This window comes from Thermomonospora cellulosilytica, assembly GCF_014138835.1.
Classification (GTDB): domain Bacteria; phylum Actinomycetota; class Actinomycetes; order Streptosporangiales; family Streptosporangiaceae; genus Thermomonospora; species Thermomonospora amylolytica.
Map to the genome: position 1 here is coordinate 921527 of NZ_JACJII010000001.1, position 23676 is coordinate 945202.

Sequence of the window (23676 nt, forward strand, 5' to 3'; positions counted from 1 at the left end):
AGCCGTGCCGTACCGTGTGGCTATCCACAAACGAGGGTTGAGCAGCGGCGGAGCCCTCGAAAAATCACGGCATCAGACCGGGAGACGCCCCCATGACCTACATCGAGCGAGCACCGAAGCCCGGCGAGACCTGTTCCTGTGGCCGCCCCGCCGTGGTCGTCTACATCACCGAGAAGCACGGCGACGTCCCCCACTGCGGCATCGAGGACGGCGGCACCGGACAGGGCGACGAGAACGCCCCCAGCGGCCAGCAGGCCCCGGCCCGTGCGGTGTGGATGCCGGAGAGCGGTTGCCCCACCTGGTGCGACTCGGGCGGCCTCCACGTGGACGGCGACGCCTACACCGACCGCACTCACTGCGGCGGCGGGATCGTCATGCGCCTGACCGCCGAGGAGCCGCTGGAGATGGGCGACGAGGCTGGGGCGACGTTGGACCTGAACCTCGTCCAGCACTACCGGGAGATCGAGCCCCGCATCTGGATGGGCCGCGACGAGACCGGCCAGGGCACGCACCTGTCCCTCGCCGACGCGGCCACCCTGATCAGGCACCTGGCCGCCCTGCTGGCCGCCGCCCAGGACGAGCAGCCCCGCATCCCCGGTCACCCCATCTGGTGCAAGGGCGAGGAGTGCGATATGCACGGGCACTGGGCGGCCGACCGCGAGGTGGGGCCGATGCTCGCCGGGCTGACCAGCGAAACCAGTCTGGACGAGCAGTCGGTGATCAGCCTGATCGCCGATAACCGCCAGCCCGACTACGACCGGCCGCTGACCCTGGACGAGGCCGAGGCCCTGGCGCTCGAGCTGCTGAAGCTCGTGGCCACCGCCCGTGCGTCCCAGAGGTCCGAGCGGTGAACGCCCCGGAGACGACGGCCAAGCGGCTGGACCGAATCGAGGCCCGGCTGAACGAGGTGATCGGCCTGATGGCCGCGATGGTCGACCAGGAGGAGGGCCACAACGTCGCGCTCGGGCGCCTGTTGGACCTGCTCAAGCATGAGCAGGGCGGCCCGGACTCCGACGACTGGTCGGCCGGGTTCGACGCCGGGTTCCTGGCCGCCATGGCGGTCAAGCGCGGCGAGTAGCAACGGAGCAGAGCCCCACCGGTCAGCCCGGCCGGTGGGGTTCTGGCGTGTCAGGCGGTCAACGCCTGCAGCTCCCGGACAGCCGGAAGGCGGCGGGCCTGTTCGGGGACGACGTCCAGGACACGGCGGGCCGTCAGCGTGACCCGCTTGATCCGCCGATCCGGCGGGACGGCTTCGAGAACGTCCAAAGCCTGCCGGCTGGCTTCGCCTGGATCGGTGCGAGCGTGCGCGACAGCGGCGTAGAGACTGAGCTGAACCGACGAATACAGGTGGGTGTCGGGCCGGTAGAAGCGCCGCGCGGCCCGCTGCGCCTCTTCGGCTTGGCGCGTCAGCCCCGCCAGCGCGTACACGCAGCTCTGGTCGAAGCGGAGCAGTTCCTCACGGTTGGGCTCGCTCGCCGGGACGCGGTCGAAGATCTCTTCGGCCCGGCGGATGGTGGCCACCGCGGCGCCATGACGGCCCATGAACGCGAGGACTTCCGCCTCCACGGTGGTCGCGTAGATCAGCGTGCCGGTCGGCCGATGGCCCGCGCGGCGGCGCGCGTCCTGGGCGAGCGCCAGCAGTTCGGCGGGATCCTCCCGGGGATCCGTGACGCGGTTGGTCACCTCCCAGGTTCGCGCGTAGGCGGACAGGAGGTTGTCCCCGGATCGGTCGGCGAGCGCCCGCGCGGTGAGCCACCAGCGGTTCGCCAGCCGCGGATCACCGAGCTGAACCGCCGTGCCGGCGATGAGGTAGGCGTGCCTGGCGGCGGCATGGGCGAGGTCGCGTTCGACCTCCTTGGGCTGCGCCTGGGCCAGGTGAGGGGCCATCTCCGCCCAGTCACGGGCGAGGCCAGCGAGGACGACGGCCGGGGCGTCGTTGACGTAGCTGCGGACATGGACCGCGTAGGCGGCGGCCCAGTCGTCGAGCATGGCACGCGAGACGCTGGAGCCCGGCAGCCGGGGCTGACTGGCCTGCCACGCGTCGGTGAGAGCGGCCACGACGGGCGCGACGGCGGCGCCCACCGTGAGGGCACCGGCGTCCTGGATGAGCTGGCGGCGTTTCACATCGTCATCCCGGAGGTCGGGAGCGGAACTGCTATCCACGGTACCCACAGGAACGGCGGCAGAGCGGTCCTGTGGAATCTCTGAGGGACTGGACGGACCGAACAGTTCTTCCTCAGGTATGCCGAGCACGGCCGCGTAGGCGGCGCGGTAGCGGTGAGACACGTTGTGCCTGCCCGATTCCCAGCGCTTGAGGTACTCGATGAATGCCGGCGGATCGGGCTTCTGGAGATCATCAACGGCATCGTGCAGGAGGCGGGCCATGGTCCGGCGGCCACCTACCCGCCGTTCGCGCTCGACTCGCAGCCGCCTGCCAAGGGCCAGCAGTTCGGGTTTCGGCTCGGGCTTAGGCATGGTGCGCGCACACCTTCCGGTCTGGCCGGTGTTCCCCGGGGAACACGTCCGGTGTTCCCCATAGTGCCCTCTGCCCTGTGTCGTGTGACGCGGTTTTGCTGACCGTGACCGCACAAACGCAAACGGCCCCGGCCTGGTGGGCCAACACCAGGGGGTTCCGGGGCCTGGCCACGAACGGAGGTCGTGGTTATGGGAGAGCGTATCCCTCCGGCCGAGGGTGACGTGATCGCCCGGAATGTCGAGCAGCAGGCCGGCGGCCGGTGGGCCGTCTGGTACGGCCACGCGACCCGCCGCTTCTGGGCCGTCCCCCGCGGCAAGTACTGGGACGGGCACATCGAGGCGACCAATGCCCTCGAGTTGCTGGCGCGCATCGGCGAGGTGGAGGCATGGTTCGGGGCCAGCGGCGGCACGGCGGGCCGGCACCGCGCCGAGGCCGCCCCCGCCCGCACCCCGGTGGGCTCGTGGGGACCGGCGTGAGCGGCTACCGGGTGCACGCCGCCCCGGCCGGGGTCACCTGCGACGCGGGATCTCACGGCGGCGAGCCGGTGTCCGCGGCCGTGGTGACGGCGGACGGCAGCGCATGGTGCCGGGGCTGCTGGCGGGAGATCCTCGCCGCCATGACCCAGGACGGCCAGCGGGTCACGTACACCACTGCCGCCCGCACGGCCCTCGGGTTGGACACCCCGCACGCGGAGGGCACGGGAGCATGACGCAGGCCGACGACACCGGATGGACGGCCCTGCCGCGGGAACTGTGGCGCGACGTGCTGGCCGCACTCGACAGCGACGACCGCGACTTCCGCCACCGGGTGTACGGCGAGGTGCTGGCGCTCGCCCCGCCCGCCTGGGACGCCGACCTGCCGTCCGAGGATCCGCCGGGCTGGGGACCGATCCCGCCCAAGATCCCGCCGACCCCATGAGCCGGGGCGGCGGCCGGCAGTGGAGCCCCGGCCCTGGCCGCCGCCCCATCCAGCGAAAGCGTCCCCGCCCTCCCATGCGGGAGGGCGGGGACTTTCGTCTCCCCGAAGCCGGGGCTATGAGGTCGGCGGGTACGTGGGGCGCTTGGCCGACCCCAGCAGCACCCCGGCCGCCGGGAACCGGGACTCCAGCACCCGCACCACGGCGTAGTAGACGCTGACGGCCAGGCCGGTGACGGCGATGGTGGCCGGGTCCACCGGCAGCTCGATGCCGCGGTCGGCCAGCCACAGGCCGGCGGCCGACACCCACACGGCGGCGTAGGTACGGATCAGCGACACGATCGCGTCGGACAGGGGCATGACGGTTCCTTCGGGGTCAGGTGATGGGGGCGGTCCAGATGAGCGGCCAGGTCTTGACGCCGGCCAGGCCGTCCGGGCGCAGGCCCTTCTCCGCCTGGAACGCCTTGACCACGGCGGCCGTGCGGTCGTCGTAGCGGCCGGTCACCTTGATGCGCCAGCCGCGGTCGGCGAGGCGCCGCTGGAGCTTCTCGATGTGCGGCCGGTCCTTGGCCCAGTAGCCGGAGTGGTTGCGGGGGTCGGACGACTCGGGGCCGAACCAATGCCCGTCCGGCAGCGGGAACGGCGGCGCGGCCGTGCCGGGTCGGGACGGCTTCGAGGGCTTGGACGGTGCCGGCGACGAGCTGCCGGTGACGGGCATGCCCTTGCGCACCCAGGCGTACAGCTCGTTACCCGGGCAGGAGGTGCTGTAGACGTCCCGGTGGCCGAGGATCTTCAGGCGGCGGCCGGCGCGGCGGCATGCCTCGTCGTACAGCCACCGGATGGCCTTGCGGGCGGCCTCGGTGGCGTCGCCGTCGCGGCCGATCATGCACACCCCGATGCCCGAGGTGTTGTGGTCGGGGGCGTGCGCGCCCACCGTGAGCCAGCCGCGGCCCTCGTAGATGCGGCCCTTGGTGTCGACCAGGAAGTTGTAGCCGATGTCCGACCACCTGCGCTTGGGGTTGTCCATGTGGAAGTCCTGGATGGACCGCACGGACTGCGAGGTCGGGCCTTCGGAGTAGTGCACGATGAACTCCGTGCGCCTGTCCCAGGTGGTGGTGGTGCGGTTGCGGGGGGCGCGGGCGCCCCACTCGCCGCGGCTGATGATGTCCAAGGTCAGCTCCTGGGGTGGTTGGTGATGTGGTCGGTCAGCCGGGTCGACAGCACCTGCATCTCGGCGTCCATGCGGGTGATGGCGTCCTTGATGCTGCTGCCGCCGTTGGGGGACACCTCGGCCTGGACCTTGGTGGCGGCGTCGCGGGTCTCGGTGGCGACCTGCCGGGTCTCCTGGACGGCGGGCTGCAGCTCCTTGCGCAGCCACCGCAGCAGGGGGCGCACGACGACCACGCGCGCCACCACGCCGATCGCGGTGAGGGCGACGGCGATCGCGCCCGCGTAGATGACCAGGTCGCCCAAGTCCTTGATAGTGATCGTCACGCTGCTGCGTCCTTCCTAGGAGACCGGATAGACGATCAGAGATCGGTTGAGGATGTCCACGGTGGTGCCGCCGGAGACGGCCTGGACGAGCCGGACGTAGTACAGGCCGCCGGGGGTCAGGCCCTCCACGAGGGTGGCGCGGCCGTGGCTCATGTAGTCCGACGCTTCGCCGATGCTGGTCATGCTGTTGGCGCGCACGGCGGCGGCGACCACCTTCGTCCCGGCCGCCGAGGTCCCCTCGTACACCTCGAAGGCGAGGATGCCGCGGTTGTCGCCGGTGTTGTCGCGGATCAGCCCGGACACCTCCACCTTCACCCGGCCGCTGGTGGGGGCGGTGATGGTGACGGCCACGACCGGGCTGCCGGTGGCGAACGCGATGTTGGACACGTCCGTCTGGGCGGTGGAGTTGCTGGCGGAGGCGGACGGGGGCCAGTCCAGGGCGCGCACCACGGTGCCGGCGTACAGGCCGCTCACGACAGCGGCCTGATCATGATGTCGCGGCGGGAGATGTCACCGGTGGTCCCGGCGGTGACCCGGTACATGACCCGGGCGTAGTAGGTGGCGCCCGGGGTCAGGCCCTCCAGCGTGCAGCTCCTGCTGGCGTAGTAGAAGCTGGCCGCCTCGGTGGGACAGGTCAGCTCGGTGCGCAGGGGGCTGGCGACGCCCAGCACCTCGGTGCCGCCGGGGCCGGTCCCGGCGAACACGTTCGGGGCGAGCGTCACCCGGCCGGTTGCTCCGTTGTTCTGCATCCCGCCGCCGACTGTGATCTTCACCCGGCCCGAGGTGGGGGCGGTGAAGGTGGTGGCGACCACCGGGCTGCCGGTGATGAACGTGGTGCTGGTGATGTTGCTGATGGTGGTGGAGTCCCCGGCCGCGACGGTGGGCGGCCAGTCGGCGGCGCGGATGACGCTCCCGGCGGCGGTCATGGGGCGGGCTCCACGATGATGAACCTGCTGAACACGTCCGCGCTGGCGCCGACGCCCTGTTCGGCGGCCATCATCACCCGCGCGTAGTACACCTGGCCGGGGACCAGCTCGGTCTCACCCGCACCCGGGAACGGGTACAGCGACTCGCGGGAGCCGTAGCCGGCGGTGGCGGCCGTGCTGGTCTGCCCCCAGCCGTGGATGGTGACCGAGGGCGCGAGGATCTCCGTTCCGGACACGTCCGGCCCCTCGAAGATCTGCGGGGACAGGAACACGCGGTTGTCGTTGGTGTTGTCGCGGGCGCCGCCGCCGATGGTGATGATGATCCGGCCCGAGGTGGGGGCGACGAACTGCACCCCGACCTCGGGGCTGCCGGGCACGTAGCTGCTGCTGGTCAGGTTGAGCTGGTCGGTGTAGTCGGCGGCTTGCACGGTCGGCGGCCAGTCGCGCGCGCGGACGTAGGTCACCGCACCTCCTTCACAGTGCTCGGATCGCCCGGTCGGCCAGGGAGACGGAGGCCCCGGCCGCGTGCGCCTTGCTGATCCCGTTCACCGAGCGGGTCACGGTGAACGTCTGCGGCGAGGCGGCCCCGGTGATCGCGGTGACGGTCATCCGCTCACCGCCCACGACGATGTCCAGCGGAAGGTCGGCCGGGTTCGTCGTCCAGGCCGGGCCGACCGTGGTCGCCACGGTCAGCGTGGTGTCGTCGGCGTCGACGGCGGCGGCCAGCTCGCTGCCCGCGGTGTCGCGGCGACCTTGTTCGTAGGAGGCCACGTCCCACGGCCGCGCCGGGACCAGGTTGAACCGGATCTTGTATTCGGTGAGGGTGATCGTCTCGACGGTTCCGGCGACGATCTGGTCGATGGCCTCGGCCGGTAGCCAGTCCGGCGGGTTGTCGATGCGGATGCGGTCGCCGACGTCTAGGGCGAGCAGCCCGGCGACCAGGTCGGCGCCGAGATGCGGGTTGGCCAGGTGCACCTCCAGCGTCGGGTAGCGGGGTTCGTCCCACGTCCCCAGGTGCAGACGCCAGCCCGCCTGGTCGGGCAGGGCCAGGTCGCGGCCCACGTTGACCTCGATGCTCTCGTCGTACCGGCCCACTCCTGCGGGTGGGGCCTGGACGGACAGCGGCCCGGACTCCAGCACGGCCCGGTACGACGAGCCGCGGGGCCGTTTGACCTCGATGTCGTTGCGGGTGGCCTGGTCGTCGTCGACGGGGGCCAGGTCGCCGGTGATGTGCTTGGCGGCGTAGTCCAGGACCACGGCGGGGGTCTGGGCGTACAGGCCCTCCCGGGTCCGGTAGGCCAGGCCGAGCTTGTGGCGGGGCTCGTGCAGGATGCCGATGTCGGCGGTCTCGGCCTCACGTAGCAGGTCCATCAGGGTGGCGATGGACTGGGCGCCCATGCGGACGATGCCGGAGTCGGGGCCGACCAGGGTCAGCGGGATGTTCTCCTCGGCGCACAGCCGGGTGACGCGGTCGGCGGGGGGCTCCAGGGTGTGGGCGGTCAGCGCCGCACCGGAGGCATCGAAGGCGGTCTCGGCGTTGGCCAGGACCAGGTGGCCCAGGACGACGTCGCCGAGGTTGCCGTCCGGGTTGAGCTGGATGCTGGTGACCCGCCCGGCGGTGTGGGCGGCGAGGGTGCCGGTGGTGCCGACGTCGGTCCAGGTGGCGTCCGGGACGTCGAAGCTCTCGCGGCCCATGACCCAGTCGACGTTGGCGCCGCTCTGCCGCATGAAGACGCGCATGACCATGTCGCCGCTGGTGTGGACGTCGAACGCGATCCATCCGGAGTCGGCGAGCTGGATGCCGTCGCGGTCGAAGATCAGCAGGCGGCCGCCGCCGGTGGTGCGGACCCACAGTTCCCAGCGGGCGGCGGTGCCGGTGGTGGCGGCCACCATCACCCGCTGCTCGGCCGCCGGCGCGGCGGAGAACCGCGCATACCAGCGGATGACGTTCTCGCCGGTCTCGGTGTAGGTGGGGACGGTGGCGTGGAACCGGCCGGTCTTGACCAGCGGGAGCGGCCCGGACGGCAGATAGTCGGAGTACTCGGCCAGGGCCGGGGCGCCGGTGAACCGCATCGGCGGGTGGTTGGGCAGCGCCGACGCCAGCGCGGTGGCGGCCTTGTCGTCCTCGCAGGGCCAGTAGCCGGCGATGTCGGTGCGGGCGGGGTTGGCCATGTCCCGCCGCGCCGGGGACTGCAGCGGGGACGGGCCCTGCTGCAGCCGCCGCATGATCCCGGACGCGGTGACCTTGACGTGCACGTCCCGGCCCGACCTGTCTGAGGCCACCGGCCAGCGGGCCACCTCGCCGACGAACCGCACGTCCCGGTTGCTGATCTCGGCGTTGCCGCCCACGGTCCAGGTGCGGCCCTGGTCGTCGACGAAGCTGGTCGCGCCCACGGTGAGGTTGGCGGCCGTCCAGGACGCGACCGCGGTCCCGCCGATCCCGGACCGCAGCTCGAAGGCGTGCAACCTGCCCTCGGGCGGCGGCAGGGTCAGGGCGTCGGTCGCGCCGACCTCGATCGGCGCGGTGGAGTCGAACACGCTGGTGACCCCGGTGCCGGTGACCGGGGCGCCGATCTGCGTCCATGGACCGGCGACGGTGTCGCCGACGTAGAACGTCACGGTCCAGCCGCCGGCCCCGTTGTCGACGTCCAGCACCGCGCGGACCGCCCGGTGCAGCCACCCGGGCGGCAGCTGCTCGGTGGCGCGCGCGGTGCGCAGGGACGCGAAGGTGCCGTCCGGGGACCAGATCAGCGTCGGGGTGGACTCCAGCCCGATCGACAGCCCCCAGGAGCGCTGGTTGACGGCGCCGCCGACGTACTTGGCGGCCAGGTCCACCGGCCGCGACCAGTCCAGCGTCGCCTCCACCCGCACGTCCAGGTCGCCCACGGGGTGGGTGGCGTCGTCGCCGGTGGTGACCCGATCGCCGGTCCCGCCGGGCAGCCACACGTGGGCGCTGGTGGGGATCCACACCCGCAGCGGCGTGTTGCGGGTCAGCACCTCGTAGTACGGGGAGCGGGGGTTGCCCTGGCTGAACCACCCGTCGCGGTTGTTGAGGGTCAGGGTGCACGAGGACCGCTCGGCCACCGTGCCCTCACCGGACCGGCCGCGGGTGATGACGATGGGGTCGCGGTTGTAGACGCGGCCGGTGATGTCGGTCCACACGCCGTCCAGCTGCAGGTCGATCCGCTCACCCCATCGCCCCATGCTCAACTCCCCAGGACGGTCTGCACGTTGCCGCCGCGGTCGGCGATCGCCCGGCGCAGCAGCTCGACCAGCAGGTCGTCCAGCTCGCTGCCGCCCGAGCGGATCACCAGCGGCGGCATCCCGCCGGACCCGGCGGCGCGGACCCCGGCCGGGGTGGCGTAGCCGGCCCCGCCCCCGCCTGCGGTGACGGCGGCGGCCCCGGCCATCTGGGCGGCCGCGCCGGCGACGAGGCCGGTGCCGCGTGCCATGCCGTCCGCCAGCATCGCGGCGATCTTCTGCCCGGCCCGGTCCGGCGCCCCGCTGCCGGACAGCGGTCCCTCCTTGGCGGGGGAGAACGGCAGGTGACGGCGGATCGTCGAAGCGACGTTGCCGATGGCGTTGCGGACCCGGCCGATCATCGCGTTGATCCCGTTGATCAGCCCCTGGATGACGTTCCGGCCCGCGTTGTAGAGCAGCGACCCGAGGTTGCCCAACGCCGAGCGGATGCGGCCGGGGATGCTGCGGACCGTCGACATGACGCGGTTGGCGCCGTTGACCACGGCGTTCCGCAGCGAGTTCATCGCGTTCGTCGTGGCGGTCTTGACGAAGTTCCACGCCTGCGACCAGGCGGTCTTGATCCTGTTCACGTGGTTGGTGATCAGGTTCTTGACGGCGTTGATCGCCCCGGTGATCAGCGACTTGATGCCGTTCCACACGACGCCCACCAGCGACTTGATGCTGTTCCAGATACGGGTCCAGACGGCTTTGATGACGTCCAGGGCGATGGTGATGATGCTCTTGACCAGGGAGATCGCGCCCGAGATGACGGACGTGATGATCTGCCAGGCGCCGGACAGGATGCTCTTGATGCCCTCCCAGGCCTTGCCCCAGTCCCCGGTTAGGACCGCGGTGAAGACCCGGATGATCCCGGTGATGATGCTGATCGCCCCGGAGATGACGCCCAGCACCGTCTTGAAGACCGTGGCGACGACGGGGCCGAGCCGGTCGATCAGCCAGGACACCAGCGGGGAGATCGCGGCGACGAACTCCCCGATCGCGGGGACCAGCTCACCCGCGATCTTCCCGCCGATCTCGGTGAGGACCGGCAGGACAGCGGACCTGATCTGGTCGAACGCGCCCTTGAGGGACGGCAGGATCTCGGCCGCGGCGGTCCGCAGGTTGCCGAGGAACCCGCCGAGCGGGCCGCCACCGGAGCCGCCGGAGAAGGCGCCCTTGAGGTTCTCCCATGCCTTCTTGATCGCGTCGAAGTGGCGGATGATCAGCCCGGCCGCGCCGACCGCGGCGATGATCGGCCCGCCGAAGATGATCGCCACCACGCTCAGGGCGTCGGCGACCGCGCGGAACTCGGTGGTGTAGGTGCGGTAGGCGCTGACCAGGGTGCCGATCCAGCCGGCCACCGTCTGCCCCACGCCCAGGACGGTGCGCAGGGTGGCGGCGAGCTTGTCCAGGCCGCCCCGCACCGACTCGGCGTCGACCCGGTCGAAGGTGTCGGCGAGCTTGTCCAGGGCCCCGGCCAGCCCGGCCTGCCCGGCGGCGACCGACACGCCCATGATCCGCCCGAGCATCTTGGCGAACGAGATCGCCACCCGGGAGACGGCGGGGGCCAGGTTGTTCATGGCCTCGCCGATCGGGGTGACGATCCCCCGGATCGTGCGGACCCCGTCCGCGGACGCCGCCCACCGCAGGAACTCCTTCTGCACCTTGTTGGCGGCGTCGCCGATGCGGACCATCCCGGCCTCGACGACCGGGCCCGCCACCCGCGCGAGCTGCTCGGCGAGTGGGCGGATCCCGGCGGCCGCCGCCTTGGAGGCGGCCTGCCCGGCCGTGGTGAACCGGTCGGCCAGCGGGGACAGCGCCGCCCGCGCCGCGCTGCCTTCGGCGAAGATCGCCCGCAGCGTGCCCGCGACGTACATGCCGGCCACCCGCAGCGCCAGCAGCGCGGGCGCGGCGGCGACGGCGGCCTGCCCGATCGCGGCCAGCTGCGCGGCGGCCGGGCTCGCCGCCAGCGACGCGGCCGTGGCGGCGAACACCCCCACCGGCAGGGCGGCCGAGGCGATGGCCCGCCCGGCGGTGGCGGCGGTGCCGACCAGACGGCCCAGCCCGGCCTTCAGGGCGGTGCCGGCCGCGCGGGTCAGGCGCGAGGCCCAGCCGCGGCCGGTCTCCTCGCCCTCGGCGACGAACCGGCCGCGCGCGTCCCGCAACCTGCCGTCCGCGTCCCGGAAGAACCCGTCCCCGAACTCACGGCCGGCCCGCCCGCCGATGCGGCCGAGGCGGTCGCCGAGGCGGTCGGCCGCATCCCCGATCCGGGAGAACTGCCCGATGGTGCGGTCCGCGCCCGAGCGCACCCCGCGGGCGTCGACGCCGATGCGGACCATGAGCTGGTCGAGAATGGCCACCCGGTCACCCCCTCTCACCGCGCAGGTCGACGCCGCCGAACACCTTGTTGAGGACCGTGACGATGGCCAGCTGCTCCTGCCAGGACTGCTGTGGCTTGCGGTCCCACTTGGGGATGAAGTCGCGCGGCACCGCGCGGCGGCCGCCCTTGCCGCGGTTGGCGTTCGCCACCGTGGCGGCGACGATGCCGGCCTGCAGGTCGGCGCGGTCCGGACCGAGCGGCCCGGCGACCTGCTCGTAGGCCATCCAGGCGGTCAGCTCACTGGAGGTGATGCGGGTCAGCAGCTCGGCGACCGGGATGCCCAGGGCGAGCGCTAGCCGGAAATGGAACTGTCGCTCTGGGCGTCGCCGAAAACCTCGGCCAGCGCCTCCACGTCCTCCTCGTCGACCGCGGACACGTCGATGATCGCGTCACGCAGCCGGAACGCCACCTTCGGCCGCACGCTCAGCAGCCGCTTGGCCTCGTTGACGTTCATCAGCTGCCGGCCTGACTCGTCGACCACGCAGGTGGCGATCATCAGCGCGGTCACGGTGTCCAGGCTCTTGGAGTCGCCGCCGTTGCGGATGGTGGCGTAGGTGGCCTCCATGCGGTTGCGCAGGGTGCCGGGCATCTCCCGCACCCGCACCGTGCCGCCCAGCTCGGGCACCGCGACGTCCTTCGTCTCGACCTCGGCCCGGTCGAGCGCGGCCAGCAGCGTGTCCTTATCCAGCAGCGCCACCAGGCGCCTCCTTGTCGTCGTAGGGGTTGGGGTCAGGCGAGGACCGGCTTGCCGCTGACCTTGAAGGTCAGGGACGCGGCGAGCTTGTCATCGACGGGCGCCTCGGGCTGGAACTCGGTCAGGATCAGCTTCAGCGTCCAGGTGGTGGCCGCCGGGTCCGGGAACACCAGCCTGTAGTCGCGGGGCTCGTCGTCGTCCAGGTCCGCGACGAGGACGTCGTGCTCGGCCGGGTCGTAGTTGACCTCCAGGCTCAGCTCGCCGCCGTCCTTCAGCCCTCCCCGAAACTCCATCCACGCGTCGGGGCTGTCGTGGGCGGTGACGTCGATGGTCTCCCGGGACAGGCCGGGGCCCTCGATGCTGGTGACGTTGGCGAGGGCGGTGAACACCGGGGTCGGGGCCATGTCCGACCGCTGGAGTTCGGTGCCGAACGCGTTGATGCCTGCCATGCGGCCTACTCCTGTTCTGTGATGATCCGGAACCGCAGCACCACGTGCCGCAAGCCCGGCCGGGCGGGGTCGGTGAGGGTCTGCGCGAACTCGTAGCGGGTCGCGATGTGGTGGTGGCCGGCGATGGTGAGGGGCTGGTGGTCCAGCAGCGCCACGATCCGCGCCGCCATCTGGGTGCCCTCGCTGTAGCCGAGTTGGTCGGACCAGATGTGCAAGGTCTCGACGGTCTCCCGCCCGAATCCGCCGTGATGGTTGTCGGGCAGTTCGATGGCCTCGCCCAGCAGCACATACGGCTTCGGTTGGCCCTCGGGAACGTGGTCGAACACCCGCCCGGCCAGCAGCGCGTCGCCGTTCAGGCGGGCGTACATCGCGGCCTGGACCGGGGCGAGCGGCGTGGTCACAGGCGGCCCTCCAGCGCCGCACGCACATCAGCGGACAGCCGCTGCGCGAACCGGCGCCGCTCCCGCTGGGCGGCCAGGGTCAGCGCCGGGTTCGCGGTGATCTCCTCGGTCCCGAATTCTTGGAACTTCATGTAGTACAGGTCCGGGTCGAACCATCCGACCTCGGCGCGTAGCCGGGCCGCGTTGATGCGGGCGACGGTGCCGTCCCGGGCGCGGCCGGTGTCGACCCGCACCGTGTCGCGGGTCTCGTCGCGCACATCGTTCGCGGCGTCGGTGATCGCTTTGACGGCGCCCTCGTGGATGTCCTCGGGCAGGTCGTTCAGGCGGCGCAGCAGCCGGTCCCATCCGGCGATCTCGACCCGCTGCGCCATGTCAGCCGCCCAGCTCCAGCACCGCCACCGACACCGAGGTGACGGCGTCGTAGGAGATGGACGCGCGGCCGTCCGCCCCGGCGAACACCCGGTTCAGCGGCAGCAGCGCGGTGTCCCCGGCCGCCACCGTGATCACCGCGTCCTCCAGCGCCAGGCCCTTGACGGTGCCGGGCGTGGCCACCGTCACCGTGCGGGGGGACGCGCCCCCGTTGATCACCGCCAGGAACCGGCTCTGCCCGGTCGGGGCGGTATCCCCGCTGGCCCCGGCGGGGACGGCTGCGGCGGCGAGGTCGGCCAGGCCGCCGTCGATGGGCACCTGGGTGACGTTGAGATCAGCCATGTCAGGCTCCTTCAGGCTGGGTGAGTTCGGCCGCGGGGGCCTTCAGGTAGGTGGACCGGCTGTTGCTCACGGTCGCCAGCACCCGGAAGCGCTGGCCGCCGCCGCGCAGCTCGTCACCGCGGCGCACATCGGTGCCCGCCAGCAGATGGATGTCGTGGGAGTGGTCGGCACCCCACTGGCCGCCCTCCAGCCGTTCCTTGGCGGTGGGCTGGGACACCATCGCGGCCACCGTGCCGACGAGAGCGAAGGCGAGGGTCTGGCCGCCGGACCCGTCCGACACGGCGGCCGACCGCCACACCTCCAACTCCCGGTTGAGCAGGTGGCCGATCATTGGTCAGGCTCCGGACAGGTCCGAGTACGGGCCGGAGATGATGCCGCGGCGTGCCTTGCCCTCGGCCTCGGCCTGGATGATCCGCTCCCGCTCGGCCAGGTCCACGTCGGCGAGGTAGGCGTTGACCTCGTCGACGGTGTGATCGGCGGGGTCGTACCGTCCCGGCTCCTGGCCGCCGGCGGGGTCGGCGGGCTCGGCGGTCTCTTCCACTCGCTGCCACCGCTGTGACTGGTCCATCGCCTTGTTGGGCGCGGCCAGCCGCACGATGGCGCCGGTCTTGGTGTTCTTGTAGATGACCACCGCCACCACCTCCTACAGGGAGTTGAGGAACTCGTTCTCGAAGCCGCCGCCCCCGGCGCGCTCGGGCGGCAGCGGCAGGTCGCTGTTCAACGTGGCGTTGCTGGCGCCGAGGCGGCCGACCGCGCGGCGGATGATCCGCTCCTCGTGCCGGGTCGCGTACACGCCCGATGAGGTCTGCCCCCCGGCCTGCCACCCGTAGTCGCCGAGCTGTTCGCCGGACAGGCCGCGCGGGTTGGACAGGCCGCGCCGGGCCATCGACACGATCACCGGCACCACCGCTGACGGCAGCGTGGCGGCCGTCAGCTCGACCGGCGCGGCGATCAGCGAGACCAGCGCCGAGACGTCCTCCAGGACCGCCTCGGCGGTGGCCTCGTCGACACCGTCGAACCCGGGCCGGGCCAGCAGCTGCTCGACGGTGATCAGGGTCGCCATGGGTCAGGAGGCGGCCGTGTTGAGCTTGAACACGCGGTCGTTGCTGACGACGGCCGCGCCCGCGAACGTGGACAGCACCGACGCGTCGGACAGGATGTCGGGCTGGTACTGGAAGATCTGCCGCATCCCGATGCCGCCGCTGGTGGCGGTGGCGGTCTGGCTGGACGGCAGGCCCCGCGGCGCGACCGGCACCCGGTTGGCGAACACGAACCCGCTGCGGTGGTAGGCGACGGCGGTGCCGGCGGCCAGGCCGTTGGACTCCAGCACCGTGAACCCGTAGATCCGGCCGACGATGGCCTCCCGGATCGCGGTGCCGTCCCCGACCGCGTCGGCGCGGACGAACTTGTCCACGCTCAGCAGCCGGGTGATGATGTCCGGCGCGCACGCCAGGAACCGGTCGCTGGCGGGGACGTTCGCCTCCGACAGGGTCTCCCGGGCCTGGAGGATCTTCGCGTCGGTGTCGGCGGCGGACGGGGTCAGCGCGAACGAGGCGTCGGCCGCGACGGCGTTCATGGCCGCGGCCAGCCGGTCCTCGGCGCCGGTCGCCACCGATTCGACCTGCGGCTGGGTGACCTGGACGCCGAAGTCGACGATGTTCAGCGACATGTCCTCGTCGGTCAGCCGGGTCGCGTCGTACAGGTGGGTCAGCGACACGTCGACCGGCGTCTCGTTCAGCGCGTCGTAGGTGATGGTCGCGCCCGGCGTCGCCTGCACGCGGGCCGCCCGCGGGGTGCGGACCCGCACGGTGACGGTGTCGCCGTTGTCGCCGGCGAACTCCCCGCCCGGTACCCGGGACACGGTCATGGGCAGCACCAGGCTGCGGGTCAGCAGGGACACCGCCAGGCTGGAGATGCGCTGCGCGGTCAGAACCGCCATGGTCTACTCCTTGTCTTCACGGCGATCCCGCCGTGTGGTCACAGGCCGCCGCGGGCCTTCTTCAGCACCTCGTCGGCCAGCTCGTCGGCGCTCTTGCCGGGCTCACGGTCCGGCGCGGCCCCGGAGACGAGCACTTCCTTGGGGCGGCCGAACAGCGCCGCGCCCGCGTCCCCCTCGCCCTTGCCGGAGTCGGGCTCGGGGTCGTCCTTGTCGGCGCCGGTGTCGGTGCCGCCGTCCTTTCCGCCGGAGTCCTTCCGGCCGCCGAACACCTCCAGCAGTTCGTCGGCGTCGGCCTCCAGCTCCTCGCGGGTCGTGCCGGTCAGGCGCTTGGCCTGCGCCGGGGTCAGGCCCTTGGCCTGGGCGACCTCGGCGCGCAGCGCCTTGGCCTCCATGTCGGCCGCACGCTTCTCGGCGGCCTCGACCCGCTCGGCGAGCTTCTGCAGCTCGGACTTGCTGGCGTCCGCCGCCTGCGCCCTGGCCTTCAGGTCGTCGTAGTCGGCGTACTTCTCCCGCTCACGCCGCAGCCGCTCGGCCACGATCCGGTCCAGCTCGGCCTGGGTGAACGTTTTCTCCGCCGGGGCGGCCGGCGTGGTGGTCGTGTCGTCGGACACGCGAAACCTCCAGGTGGAGTGATGGGTGGTCCGGCCGAATGAAGCGCGGCCGTGGCGCCTTACTCGCGGCCCTCCAGGTGCCGGCGGAACGCGTTCAGCGCGTTGCGGCCGGACTTGCCCTGGGTGACCTCGTTCCACAGCCGCTCCAGCCGCGCGTTCGCGGCGGGCAGCCGGGAGCCTCGATAGACGGGTTCAGCGGTGCACCCGCAGTGGTCGTGCGCCTGGAACCCGCCGGTCCGCGCCGACTTGTAGACGGGGCCGCGGGACGCGAGCATCGCGCAGAACGCGCACGGGTTCGCGTCGACGATCCGGATCCAGCCGAGCGCCTGGCGGTCCGCGCGGACCGAGTCGACCAGCGTCGTGCGTCCGCCCGACAGCACCATCCGCGTGGCCGTCCCGGTCGCCCGCACGAGGCCGTTCCGCGCGGCCTGCTCGGGGGCCTGCCCGGCGCGGCGGCCGCCTGCGTAGCCGGCCAGCCCGGCGGCCCGGACCTGCTCGCCCACCGTGGGCGCGGCGAGCGTGGCCGCCATGACCACGGTGGGCGCCCCCTCATCGACGCCCTCGGCGGTGCGGAACGCCCGGTAGTAGTCGGCGGCCAGGCCCGCCGAATCGCGGCGGCGCAGCCCGATCAGCGTCGCGGCCAGTTCAGCGAACCGCTGCCAGGTCGACGGGTCGTTCGGGTCGACGATCGCCCGCCACAGTTGCATCAGGTCCTGCACCACGGCGGCGGCCAGCGATATCTGCCGTTGCCGGTGCACGCGGGTCAGGACGTCGGCTTCAGGCGTCCGCGCCAACCGGCACCGCCTCGGGGTCGTCGGCGGGCTCGGCGGTCTGCCGCTCCAGCAGCGCCGTCAGGTTCGCCAGCGCATCACCCTCGGCCGCCGCCGCCCGCCACCGCTCGATGTCGTCGTCGGACACCCCGGGCACCCGCTCCCACAGCTCCTGCGGCGGGACGCCCAGCATCTGCGACAGCTTGCCGAGGGCGTCGACGACCATGCCGAGCGAGCGGGCCTCGGTGTCCCGCCAGCGGACCGTGGCGGTGGGGTCGACGGTGCCGCCGGACATCACGGTGGCCAGCGCCAGCGTCTGCTCGTGCGACTCGCCCAGACAGGTCTGATTCTCCTCGGTGGCCCGCCGCCGGCTGTCCTGGGCGGCGGCCAGGGCCTCGGCCGACAGATTGACCAGCTGGGCGGTCAGCTCGTGCACGGGCGTCTGCGACACCGTGGCCAGGTGCCGCAACGACGCCTCGCGGGACTCGATGTAACCCGACAGGTTCGTCTGCTCGAACTCACCGACCTTCAGGTCGGGGTCCTCGAACGTCAGCATCTTCGACGCCGACGCCTTCAGCCGCTGCTCCTCGGTCTCGGCGACCCAGCCGAGGATGTACCGCTGCCGGAACGCACCGTAGTGCTGCGCGACCTGCAAGCCGAACGAGGTGATGTTGATCTGGTCCTGCAGGTCGATCAGCGGTTCGACGATCCCCATCACCGGGTCGTCCAGGTCGTCGGTGTCGCGGTAGCGGATGACGGGGCAGACCGGCTGCCCGTCCATCGTCGCGCCGTGCGGCATCGGCTCGCCGGCGGACTCGAACCCGCTGCCGGTCCACTTCAGCGGGTACACCGCCTGTTCGTCGATGAGCCGCCACCGCCCAGCCCGCCGCCGCTCCAGCGCGTACACCGGCCACTCGTCGTCATCCTCATACGCAACGGTCATGTCCCGCGGGGACGCCCCCCGCAGCACCGGCGCCCGGTCGCCCGGCGTCACCGTGACGTAGGAGACGCCGTAGCCGAGGGCGGCCCGGTGCACGCCGAGCTGCCGCATGTTCATCCGGTTGCGCCGCCAGATCTCCCACGCCGGCGCATCCTGCGCGGCCCGCGGCGTCCGGTACCCGTCGACGTACATGGCCTGGACACGCGAGTTGACGACGAACTTCAGCATGTTCACCCGAGACACCTGGGCGAGCTGGCGCACCTCGGTCGGCGCCGACGACGCCAGCCACACCGGCCGCCAATCCGGGTCGTTGCGCAGGTAGTCGTGGATGCGGTCCAGCCGCCCCTTGTCGGCCTCCCGGATCTCCAGCAGCGTCTTGGCCTGCGCCACGGCGGCGGCATTGCTCAGCGGCACTGTGCACCCCTCCGTTCAGAACGCAGCGCGTCCGGTCTTGCGGCGACGCCGCTTCCACTTCGGGTGCGCCATCGCCAGCCGCCGCGCCAGCCGCGCGCCGACCGCGCACACCGCCAGGTCCACCTTCTTTGGCGACTCGCGGCCTTCCTTGCCGATGGACACGCCGTACTTGTTCGGCCGCCGCCGGGCGTTCAGCACGTGCCGGGTCAGCCGGGCATCCCCGTCGTGGGTCAGGTCCCGGGCCTTGATGTCGATCAGCATCCGCTCGGCGGCCTCGGTGAACTCCTTCTCACGGGCCCGCATGTCCCACGCCACCGGATGCCGGTACCGGCCAGTCGTCGCCTCGATCAGCAGACCCCGGCCGAAGTCACTGCCCCAGGTGTCGACGTAGCTCTCGAAGTCGCGGACGTCGGCGAAGAACGCCACCACGTCCCACCGGTCGAACGCGGCCCGCACCACCCGGTCGACGTCGGCACGGTCGACCCGCCAGTCCGCGCCCGCGGGCCCCTGGGGCTTCTCCCAGCAGCCGATCACGAACAGGTGCCCGGTCTCCATGTGGCAGCCGACCAGCCCCGTCGCGTCATCGGAGGTGGACCCGTCGAAGAACATCGCGATCGGGTCACCATCGGCGACGACGATCGTCGCGTCGGTGCACGCCGCCCACTGGGGCTTGGTCACCCACGCATCCCGCGCGGCGGTCGGCTGGTTGAAGAAGTAGCGCCGGGACTCCTCGACGTCCTTCTCGATGTTCCAGAACTCGTTCTCGATGATCCCGTCCAAGTCCAGGACATCGGCGAACGGCCCGTACACCTCACGCAGCGCCGCCAGCAGCGCCTCGCGGTCGGCCAGGTCGACCTTGGCCGGCGCCTCCCGGTGGTCGAACAGCAGCCGCGTCCCGCGGGTCTTGCCCTCAGCGATGAGCTTGGCCCGCTCGTGGGTCTTCTCCGCCACCGACTCGTCGCCCGGCTGGTACATCGTGGTGGTCTGCAACGCCCACGGCTCGGCCGCCTTGCGCTTGCGGCAGTTCCGGTCGACCGTCTTGTACATCCGCCGCAGCTCAGGCGTGACGTACAGGTGGGTCTCGTCGAAGATCGTGCAGGTCTCCTTACCGCCGTCCTTCGCCGAACTGGACGCCGTGCTGGGGACGATCTCCCCGCCGTCCGGCAGGTAGACGCGGGTCAGGCCGGCGTCGATGCCGGGCACCTGGGCCAGCGGCGCATCCTCGTGGGTGAGGTTGAACAGGATGTTGTCGTAGGTGTTGCCGACCTGCGTCTCCTCGGTGGCCAGGCACCGGATGAACGGGTACGTCACCGGGCGGCCCATCGGCTCGCCCGGCGCGTACTCGTACCGGAACCCCAGCCCCCACGGGTCTTCGTACACCTCGCCGCCGCGCGCCCACCCGGCGAACCGGCACGGGCCCAGCGCCTCGAACAGCCCGATGAACCCGGCCAGCTCGCTCTTGGCGCGGCCCTTGGCGCGGGAGATGACCGCCGAGTCGTACAGCTTCCGGCCGTCCGGCCGCAGCGCGTAGGCGTCGACGAGGAACCCACCGAACTCGTCGTCCAGCTCGACCGGCTCGCCCTGGACGTCGCCGGGGCCGTGCACGCAGAAGTGCTCGACCCACGCCCACGCCAGATACCCCAGCGACCGGCCCCGGTCGTGGCCCGGCGCGTAGACCAGTTCACGAGGCATCGGTCATCCGCTTGCGGCGCGCCGCCGTCAGGTCCGCCACCCCCTTGCCCGCCGCGGCGGCGGCCGGGGCCGGCTTGTCGGCCTGGACCTTGATCCGGCCGCGCATCCGGTCGACGTGGGTGGCGCCCAGCAGGCTCTCGCTGATGCGGATCTCGGCCATCAGCTTGGTGCTCGGCCCCCGCCAGTACTGGTCCACCAGAGGGGCCAGCATGTGGAGGCGCTGCCAGTCCGTCGCCGTGAACGCGGCGGCCACCGGGGAGCGGCACCACGTGGCGTACCAGTCCCGGGTGGCCTTCAGGTACCGCTTGGCGTTCGGCAGCGGCGGCGCGTCCACCGAGGGCTCGGCAGGCACCGTGACCTGCGCGTTCTCGAACGTGTCGGCGTTGCGGCGGCGCTTGCGCTCGGCCGGCGGCGGCCCCATACCCGGCATGACCAGCCCCCTTCACAGACGGTGATCGATGCCCCTCACGGGCGGTGACGCTGGGGGGCTGTGACCCGTACAGAGCGCGACCTGCTAACCCCAGCCGTGCTCCCGGCCCCTTGGAGGGGGGCCTCCCCCACCCCCAGCGGTCACGCTCCGTGCCGGTCAGGCCAGGATGCCGGGGTGTGGCTCGGGTGGCCGTCGTCGGCTCGGGCGAGGCCCGCGGGCGGCGGCGCCCTGCCGGCCGGTGCGGCTGGCGTGGCAGGCCGAGCACACGGCGCGCAGCGCTTCGAGTCGGTGGTCGTCGGCCGCGCCGGTGTGGTCGACCTCGGTGGCTCGGCCGGTGCAGCGTGGCCCGGCGATCTGGCAGGTGTGGCCGTCCCGCTCCAGCACGGCCAGGCGCCGGCGCTTCCAGTCAGGGGGCAGGGGGGTCGAACGCCAGGGGGCTGCCATCAGACACGGTCCCGCTCGGTGATCAGCTGGGCGATCGACACCCACGTGTCGGCGATGGACTCCAGCCGTTCCATCAGGGGCAGGTTCCCGCGCTCCAGCTCTGCCTCGTGGAGCAGGCGGGCGGCGTTGCCGAGGGCCTCGTCGACGGTCACGGCGCCCTCCTCGTCAGTGGCCGGCGTGCTGGCGGATGAGCGGGCTGGCGATGGGGCGGGGACCGGTGATGACCAGTCCGCACGTACAGGCCCCGGCGATGGTGGGTCCGGCCTCGCAGCGCCGCCAGCGGTGGCCCTGGGCGTCAGGTTCGGTGGGCTCGACCTCGAGCACAGCGGCGGTGAGGGTCATGCGGTGGTCGGTCACGTGCCACCCCCTGACATGCGGAAGCCCCGCGCTGGGCGGGGCCTCGGGCATACGTCTTCAGGACCCATTTAACCACGGAAAACGGCCGGTGATCACTGTGCGTTGTCGGCGTGTTCGGTCTCGACCAGCAGCGGGGCGAGGGCGGCGTGCGCGCGGATCAGGACGGCCGGGTCGTAGGTCTCGGCGGGGCGTCCTCGGCGGCCGGTGCGGCGCTGGCCCACAGGGCGGATGCCGGCGGCCTTGATGAGCGCCCTGACCTGGTCGACGGTCATGGGCGGGTCGAGCAGGCGGGCGGCGTCCTCGGCGGTCCAGGTGGTCACGCGGCGGGCTCCCGGTGGGCGTAGGTGACGGTCCGCCCGTCGCGCCAGACAAGGGCGGCCTGGCCGCTGTAGCGGCCGATCTCCATGCGGGCGACGGGCCGGTGGCCGTCCTCGTCGCGGCAGTCGGGCAGGATGCACCGCACCTCGCCGGACCTCCGGTTCCACCGCAGCGAGTACGTCCCGCAGTAGTGGCAGGCGGGCGGGAGCATGCCGGGCTGGCGGGGCAGGGGTTCCCAGCGGTCGGCCTGGTCGATGTCCTTGAGCTGGCGGGCGGCGCGGACCCAGCGGCCGACGATGCGGGCGGCGGCCTGGACCTGATCGTCGTCCAGGGCCTCGGCGAGCCGGACGCAGGACTTCAGGGCGTCGCGGGTGTTGGTGGTGCTGCCGCCGCGGCGGTCGCCGAGCCTGCCGCTGGTGTCGCGGCGGAGGGACGCTTCGAGACGGCGGGCGCCCTCGTGGATTTCCAGCAGGAGGAACCCGGCCTGGTGCCAGGGTGCGGGCGAGCCGGTGACCTTGTGGTGGCCGCCGCTGTTCTCTGGGTTGGTGGCCTGCTCGGGGACGAGGGCCTCCAGCTGGTCGAGCAGGCCGCCGGGGCGGACGAGGTGGTCGACGTCCACGGCCAGGGCGGTGATGTCCACGACGGGCTCCTTCCGGGTCGGTTCCGGCGGGATGGCCCCGGCCGGCGGGGTGGTGTCGGCCGGGGCCGGTGGGTTACGCGATGACGGGGCCGCGGAACGCCCGCCGGGTCGCCTCGGCCTCGTCGGTGGTGGGGCCGAAGAAGTCGCGGGCGACGTCTGTGGCGCGGTGGACTTCCCACGTGTCGGCCAGGTGGGTGATGGGGATGCGCTCGCCCTCGGCGTCATCGAACGGGGCGGCCACGATCGGGACGTTGTCGGGGTCGAACTCCAGCACCGGCATCGACAGCTTGACCGGCTGGTCGTCGTCGGTGCGCAGGGTGGCCACCACGGTGAACCCGGTCGGGGACGAGCCGAACAGGGCGTCGCCCAGGCCGCTGCGGATCATGGCGTGCCGCATGAGTTCCTGGGTGTTGGCGAAGAACTCGGCCCGCCACGGGCTGTGGGTGGCGAACAGCCGCATCACGAAGTCGTGGTGGACGAGCAGGTCGCGGGCGCCGTGCGCCTTCAGGTACAGCACCGAGGGGCAGTCGTCGTCGCGGCCCTGCTCCTGCTGGTCGGCCAGCTCGGCGAGGAACACCCGGTACAGCTGCTCGTCGGTGAGACCGGCGGGTTCGGCCAGGTCGAACAGCCGCATCCAGAACCCACCGCCGGGCTCGTCGAGAACGATGCGGGCGGTGCCGAAGCCCCACAGGTTCGCCTCGGCGCCGCCGGCGAAGTACAGGCCGCGGCATTCGGCGAAGTCGACGAGCTGGCCGAGGACGGCCAGGCCGGCGCCGGGGGCGTCTTCCTCGCCGCGCAGCTCGGCGATGGCCTGGCGCATGGTGGCGATGTGCTCGGGGTGGTCGGGGTAGCCGGTGGGGGCGGGCATAGGATTCCTTCCCCGGCCGGGCCCGGTAGCGGCGGGCCCGGCCTGCTCGTGGATGGTCATGGTTCGGGCGGGTGTCAGCCGGTGTCGTCCCGGCGGGGCTCGGCGGCGCGCTGCGTCTGGAGGAGGAGCGCGTCGATCTTGGCCTCGATGCGGCCGAGGGCCAGGCCCATGCGGAAGGCGAGGTCGACGGTCATCTCGGCGGCGTGCTGGTCGGGCTGGCCAGTCGGGTCGGTCGGGTCGGTGGGCGTGGTGTCAGCCACGGCGGTTCTCCTTCGAGTGGATCTTCTTGACGCGGTGCTCGGCGAGCACCATCAGGGCCCGGAACAGCACCCAGCCGAGGCCGATCACGCCCAGGTACAGGGCGGTGATGATGACGAGGTCCAGGGCGGTCACCGGCGGCTGCTCTGCTTCTGGCCGGTGGCGGCGGCGCGGATGAGCTGCATGGTCCGGGCGGCGTGCTTGCTGCAGATCAGGATGTCGGCGGACGGGTCGAGCGCCTCGGCGGTGCACTGTTCGCCGTTGCGGCGGAGGTAGCGGCACTGGGTGTAGTTGGCGGACATGGGGTTC

Annotated in this window: 38 protein-coding genes; 5 read left to right on the top strand and 33 right to left on the bottom strand. The window is 72.3% G+C overall.

All coding sequences use genetic code 11. From position 1 onward, the window contains the following. Positions 1–92: 92 nt before the first annotated feature. A complete protein-coding gene (locus HNR21_RS04330; protein ID WP_182704158.1) occupies positions 93–851 on the top strand; it encodes a DUF6907 domain-containing protein in 759 nt (252 codons plus the stop codon). Then, the gene (locus tag HNR21_RS04335; protein ID WP_182704159.1) at positions 848–1078 is read left to right on the top strand and encodes a hypothetical protein; all 231 of its coding nucleotides are present in this window, start codon (positions 848–850) and stop codon (positions 1076–1078) included. The genes HNR21_RS04330 and HNR21_RS04335 overlap by 4 nt, the downstream gene beginning before the upstream one ends. 50 nt (positions 1079–1128) lie before the next feature. Here HNR21_RS04335 and HNR21_RS04340 read toward each other — a convergent pair whose 3' ends face one another. Further along, positions 1129–2475 carry an NsdA family TPR-like regulatory protein gene (locus HNR21_RS04340; protein WP_182704160.1) on the bottom strand — a complete coding sequence of 449 codons (1347 nt, stop codon included), beginning with the start codon at positions 2473–2475 and terminating at the stop codon, positions 1129–1131. Positions 2476–2697: 222 nt separating this feature from the next. Here HNR21_RS04340 and HNR21_RS04345 point away from each other — a divergent pair, with 222 nt between their 5' ends. The 3 genes from HNR21_RS04345 to HNR21_RS04355 are packed head-to-tail and all read left to right on the top strand — an operon-like array spanning position 2698 to position 3394. Further along, positions 2698–2952 (top strand): hypothetical protein, encoded by a 255-nt coding sequence (locus tag HNR21_RS04345; RefSeq protein ID WP_182704161.1) that lies wholly within the window; start codon positions 2698–2700, stop codon positions 2950–2952. Beyond that, positions 2949–3185, top strand: coding sequence for a hypothetical protein (locus HNR21_RS04350; RefSeq protein WP_182704162.1), 237 nt, complete (start codon positions 2949–2951; stop codon positions 3183–3185). Before HNR21_RS04345 ends, HNR21_RS04350 begins: the two co-directional genes overlap by 4 nt. Beyond that, the gene (locus HNR21_RS04355; protein WP_182704163.1) at positions 3182–3394 is read left to right on the top strand and encodes a hypothetical protein; all 213 of its coding nucleotides are present in this window, start codon (positions 3182–3184) and stop codon (positions 3392–3394) included. Before HNR21_RS04350 ends, HNR21_RS04355 begins: the two co-directional genes overlap by 4 nt. A gap of 114 nt (positions 3395–3508) precedes the next feature. Here HNR21_RS04355 and HNR21_RS04360 read toward each other — a convergent pair whose 3' ends face one another. From HNR21_RS04360 to HNR21_RS04515, 32 genes are all read right to left on the bottom strand, one after another. Next, complete coding sequence (locus tag HNR21_RS04360) at positions 3509–3751, bottom strand: hypothetical protein (RefSeq protein ID WP_182704164.1); 243 nt, start codon at positions 3749–3751, stop codon at positions 3509–3511. A 16-nt stretch (positions 3752–3767) separates the two neighbouring features. Then, the gene (locus HNR21_RS04365) at positions 3768–4562 is read right to left on the bottom strand and encodes a peptidoglycan recognition protein family protein (protein ID WP_182704165.1); all 795 of its coding nucleotides are present in this window, start codon (positions 4560–4562) and stop codon (positions 3768–3770) included. Positions 4563–4564: 2 nt separating this feature from the next. Continuing rightward, the gene (locus HNR21_RS04370) at positions 4565–4885 is read right to left on the bottom strand and encodes a hypothetical protein (RefSeq protein ID WP_182704166.1); all 321 of its coding nucleotides are present in this window, start codon (positions 4883–4885) and stop codon (positions 4565–4567) included. Positions 4886–4900: 15 nt separating this feature from the next. Beyond that, positions 4901–5359: a hypothetical protein gene (locus HNR21_RS04375; RefSeq protein ID WP_182704167.1), complete on the bottom strand. Its 459-nt coding sequence runs from the start codon at positions 5357–5359 to the stop codon at positions 4901–4903. After that, positions 5356–5811 (bottom strand): hypothetical protein, encoded by a 456-nt coding sequence (locus tag HNR21_RS04380; protein WP_182704168.1) that lies wholly within the window; start codon positions 5809–5811, stop codon positions 5356–5358. The genes HNR21_RS04375 and HNR21_RS04380 overlap by 4 nt, the downstream gene beginning before the upstream one ends. Further along, positions 5808–6275 carry a hypothetical protein gene (locus HNR21_RS04385; RefSeq protein WP_182704169.1) on the bottom strand — a complete coding sequence of 156 codons (468 nt, stop codon included), beginning with the start codon at positions 6273–6275 and terminating at the stop codon, positions 5808–5810. The genes HNR21_RS04380 and HNR21_RS04385 overlap by 4 nt, the downstream gene beginning before the upstream one ends. Positions 6276–6285: 10 nt before the next feature. Next, positions 6286–9015 carry a hypothetical protein gene (locus tag HNR21_RS04390; RefSeq protein ID WP_182704170.1) on the bottom strand — a complete coding sequence of 910 codons (2730 nt, stop codon included), beginning with the start codon at positions 9013–9015 and terminating at the stop codon, positions 6286–6288. A gap of 2 nt (positions 9016–9017) precedes the next feature. Further along, a complete protein-coding gene (locus tag HNR21_RS04395; RefSeq protein ID WP_182704171.1) occupies positions 9018–11411 on the bottom strand; it encodes a phage tail protein in 2394 nt (797 codons plus the stop codon). A 4-nt stretch (positions 11412–11415) separates the two neighbouring features. Beyond that, positions 11416–11715: a phage tail assembly protein T gene (locus HNR21_RS04400; RefSeq protein ID WP_220500538.1), complete on the bottom strand. Its 300-nt coding sequence runs from the start codon at positions 11713–11715 to the stop codon at positions 11416–11418. Positions 11716–11723: 8 nt separating this feature from the next. After that, positions 11724–12128 (bottom strand): hypothetical protein, encoded by a 405-nt coding sequence (locus tag HNR21_RS04405; protein WP_182704172.1) that lies wholly within the window; start codon positions 12126–12128, stop codon positions 11724–11726. 32 nt (positions 12129–12160) lie between these two features. Further along, positions 12161–12574, bottom strand: a complete 414-nt coding sequence (locus tag HNR21_RS04410; RefSeq protein ID WP_182704173.1) for a phage tail tube protein — start codon at positions 12572–12574, stop codon at positions 12161–12163. 5 nt (positions 12575–12579) lie between these two features. Further along, positions 12580–12975 carry a DUF3168 domain-containing protein gene (locus tag HNR21_RS04415; protein WP_312880843.1) on the bottom strand — a complete coding sequence of 132 codons (396 nt, stop codon included), beginning with the start codon at positions 12973–12975 and terminating at the stop codon, positions 12580–12582. Further along, the gene (locus tag HNR21_RS04420) at positions 12972–13346 is read right to left on the bottom strand and encodes an HK97-gp10 family putative phage morphogenesis protein (protein ID WP_182704174.1); all 375 of its coding nucleotides are present in this window, start codon (positions 13344–13346) and stop codon (positions 12972–12974) included. Before HNR21_RS04420 ends, HNR21_RS04415 begins: the two co-directional genes overlap by 4 nt. Position 13347: 1 nt before the next feature. After that, positions 13348–13686 carry a hypothetical protein gene (locus HNR21_RS04425; RefSeq protein ID WP_182704175.1) on the bottom strand — a complete coding sequence of 113 codons (339 nt, stop codon included), beginning with the start codon at positions 13684–13686 and terminating at the stop codon, positions 13348–13350. Between the two features lies 1 nt (position 13687). Then, complete coding sequence (locus HNR21_RS04430; protein WP_182704176.1) at positions 13688–14017, bottom strand: phage head completion protein; 330 nt, start codon at positions 14015–14017, stop codon at positions 13688–13690. Positions 14018–14020: 3 nt separating this feature from the next. Then, positions 14021–14317, bottom strand: a complete 297-nt coding sequence (locus tag HNR21_RS04435; protein WP_182704177.1) for a hypothetical protein — start codon at positions 14315–14317, stop codon at positions 14021–14023. Between the two features lie 12 nt (positions 14318–14329). Then, positions 14330–14749: a hypothetical protein gene (locus HNR21_RS04440; protein WP_182704178.1), complete on the bottom strand. Its 420-nt coding sequence runs from the start codon at positions 14747–14749 to the stop codon at positions 14330–14332. A gap of 3 nt (positions 14750–14752) precedes the next feature. Further along, positions 14753–15625, bottom strand: coding sequence for a phage capsid protein (locus HNR21_RS04445; RefSeq protein ID WP_182704179.1), 873 nt, complete (start codon positions 15623–15625; stop codon positions 14753–14755). Between the two features lie 38 nt (positions 15626–15663). Beyond that, the gene (locus HNR21_RS04450; RefSeq protein ID WP_182704180.1) at positions 15664–16236 is read right to left on the bottom strand and encodes a capsid assembly scaffolding protein Gp46 family protein; all 573 of its coding nucleotides are present in this window, start codon (positions 16234–16236) and stop codon (positions 15664–15666) included. Between the two features lie 59 nt (positions 16237–16295). Beyond that, positions 16296–17030 (bottom strand): VG15 protein, encoded by a 735-nt coding sequence (locus tag HNR21_RS04455; protein WP_182704181.1) that lies wholly within the window; start codon positions 17028–17030, stop codon positions 16296–16298. After that, positions 17014–18360, bottom strand: a complete 1347-nt coding sequence (locus HNR21_RS04460) for a phage portal protein (protein ID WP_182704182.1) — start codon at positions 18358–18360, stop codon at positions 17014–17016. The genes HNR21_RS04455 and HNR21_RS04460 overlap by 17 nt, the downstream gene beginning before the upstream one ends. A 15-nt stretch (positions 18361–18375) precedes the next feature. Beyond that, positions 18376–20052 (bottom strand): terminase large subunit domain-containing protein, encoded by a 1677-nt coding sequence (locus tag HNR21_RS04465; RefSeq protein WP_182704183.1) that lies wholly within the window; start codon positions 20050–20052, stop codon positions 18376–18378. Then, a complete protein-coding gene (locus HNR21_RS04470) occupies positions 20042–20482 on the bottom strand; it encodes a phage terminase small subunit (protein ID WP_182704184.1) in 441 nt (146 codons plus the stop codon). The genes HNR21_RS04465 and HNR21_RS04470 overlap by 11 nt, the downstream gene beginning before the upstream one ends. A 156-nt stretch (positions 20483–20638) precedes the next feature. Then, on the bottom strand, positions 20639–20926 hold the full coding sequence (locus HNR21_RS04475) for an HNH endonuclease (protein WP_182704185.1): 288 nt from the start codon (positions 20924–20926) through the stop codon (positions 20639–20641). Beyond that, a complete protein-coding gene (locus HNR21_RS04480; RefSeq protein ID WP_182704186.1) occupies positions 20926–21078 on the bottom strand; it encodes a hypothetical protein in 153 nt (50 codons plus the stop codon). The genes HNR21_RS04475 and HNR21_RS04480 overlap by 1 nt, the downstream gene beginning before the upstream one ends. A 13-nt stretch (positions 21079–21091) precedes the next feature. Then, positions 21092–21283: a hypothetical protein gene (locus HNR21_RS04485; RefSeq protein WP_182704187.1), complete on the bottom strand. Its 192-nt coding sequence runs from the start codon at positions 21281–21283 to the stop codon at positions 21092–21094. 92 nt (positions 21284–21375) lie between these two features. Next, positions 21376–21603 (bottom strand): hypothetical protein, encoded by a 228-nt coding sequence (locus tag HNR21_RS04490; protein ID WP_182704188.1) that lies wholly within the window; start codon positions 21601–21603, stop codon positions 21376–21378. Then, positions 21600–22241 carry a hypothetical protein gene (locus tag HNR21_RS04495; protein ID WP_182704189.1) on the bottom strand — a complete coding sequence of 214 codons (642 nt, stop codon included), beginning with the start codon at positions 22239–22241 and terminating at the stop codon, positions 21600–21602. The genes HNR21_RS04490 and HNR21_RS04495 overlap by 4 nt, the downstream gene beginning before the upstream one ends. Positions 22242–22314: 73 nt before the next feature. Continuing rightward, complete coding sequence (locus tag HNR21_RS04500) at positions 22315–23109, bottom strand: hypothetical protein (protein ID WP_182704190.1); 795 nt, start codon at positions 23107–23109, stop codon at positions 22315–22317. Between the two features lie 74 nt (positions 23110–23183). Continuing rightward, the gene (locus HNR21_RS04505) at positions 23184–23369 is read right to left on the bottom strand and encodes a hypothetical protein (RefSeq protein ID WP_182704191.1); all 186 of its coding nucleotides are present in this window, start codon (positions 23367–23369) and stop codon (positions 23184–23186) included. Next, positions 23362–23502, bottom strand: coding sequence for a hypothetical protein (locus tag HNR21_RS04510; RefSeq protein WP_182704192.1), 141 nt, complete (start codon positions 23500–23502; stop codon positions 23362–23364). Before HNR21_RS04510 ends, HNR21_RS04505 begins: the two co-directional genes overlap by 8 nt. Next, a complete protein-coding gene (locus tag HNR21_RS04515; protein WP_182704193.1) occupies positions 23499–23669 on the bottom strand; it encodes a hypothetical protein in 171 nt (56 codons plus the stop codon). Before HNR21_RS04515 ends, HNR21_RS04510 begins: the two co-directional genes overlap by 4 nt. Positions 23670–23676 lie beyond the last annotated feature (7 nt).

Coding starts and splice junctions, on each gene's coding strand:
- HNR21_RS04330 (WP_182704158.1), top strand. CDS start 93: ATGACCTACATCGAGCGAGCACCGAAGCCCGGCGAGACCTGTTCCTGT.
- HNR21_RS04340 (WP_182704160.1), bottom strand. CDS start 2,475: ATGCCTAAGCCCGAGCCGAAACCCGAACTGCTGGCCCTTGGCAGGCGG.
- HNR21_RS04355 (WP_182704163.1), top strand. CDS start 3,182: ATGACGCAGGCCGACGACACCGGATGGACGGCCCTGCCGCGGGAACTG.
- HNR21_RS04360 (WP_182704164.1), bottom strand. CDS start 3,751: ATGCCCCTGTCCGACGCGATCGTGTCGCTGATCCGTACCTACGCCGCC.
- HNR21_RS04380 (WP_182704168.1), bottom strand. CDS start 5,811: ATGACCGCCGCCGGGAGCGTCATCCGCGCCGCCGACTGGCCGCCCACC.
- HNR21_RS04390 (WP_182704170.1), bottom strand. CDS start 9,015: ATGGGGCGATGGGGTGAGCGGATCGACCTGCAGCTGGACGGCGTGTGG.
- HNR21_RS04410 (WP_182704173.1), bottom strand. CDS start 12,574: ATGGCAGGCATCAACGCGTTCGGCACCGAACTCCAGCGGTCGGACATG.
- HNR21_RS04420 (WP_182704174.1), bottom strand. CDS start 13,346: ATGGCGCAGCGGGTCGAGATCGCCGGATGGGACCGGCTGCTGCGCCGC.
- HNR21_RS04425 (WP_182704175.1), bottom strand. CDS start 13,686: ATGGCTGATCTCAACGTCACCCAGGTGCCCATCGACGGCGGCCTGGCC.
- HNR21_RS04430 (WP_182704176.1), bottom strand. CDS start 14,017: ATGATCGGCCACCTGCTCAACCGGGAGTTGGAGGTGTGGCGGTCGGCC.
- HNR21_RS04440 (WP_182704178.1), bottom strand. CDS start 14,749: ATGGCGACCCTGATCACCGTCGAGCAGCTGCTGGCCCGGCCCGGGTTC.
- HNR21_RS04445 (WP_182704179.1), bottom strand. CDS start 15,625: ATGGCGGTTCTGACCGCGCAGCGCATCTCCAGCCTGGCGGTGTCCCTG.
- HNR21_RS04465 (WP_182704183.1), bottom strand. CDS start 20,052: ATGCCTCGTGAACTGGTCTACGCGCCGGGCCACGACCGGGGCCGGTCG.
- HNR21_RS04470 (WP_182704184.1), bottom strand. CDS start 20,482: ATGCCGGGTATGGGGCCGCCGCCGGCCGAGCGCAAGCGCCGCCGCAAC.
- HNR21_RS04475 (WP_182704185.1), bottom strand. CDS start 20,926: ATGGCAGCCCCCTGGCGTTCGACCCCCCTGCCCCCTGACTGGAAGCGC.
- HNR21_RS04500 (WP_182704190.1), bottom strand. CDS start 23,109: ATGCCCGCCCCCACCGGCTACCCCGACCACCCCGAGCACATCGCCACC.
- HNR21_RS04515 (WP_182704193.1), bottom strand. CDS start 23,669: ATGTCCGCCAACTACACCCAGTGCCGCTACCTCCGCCGCAACGGCGAA.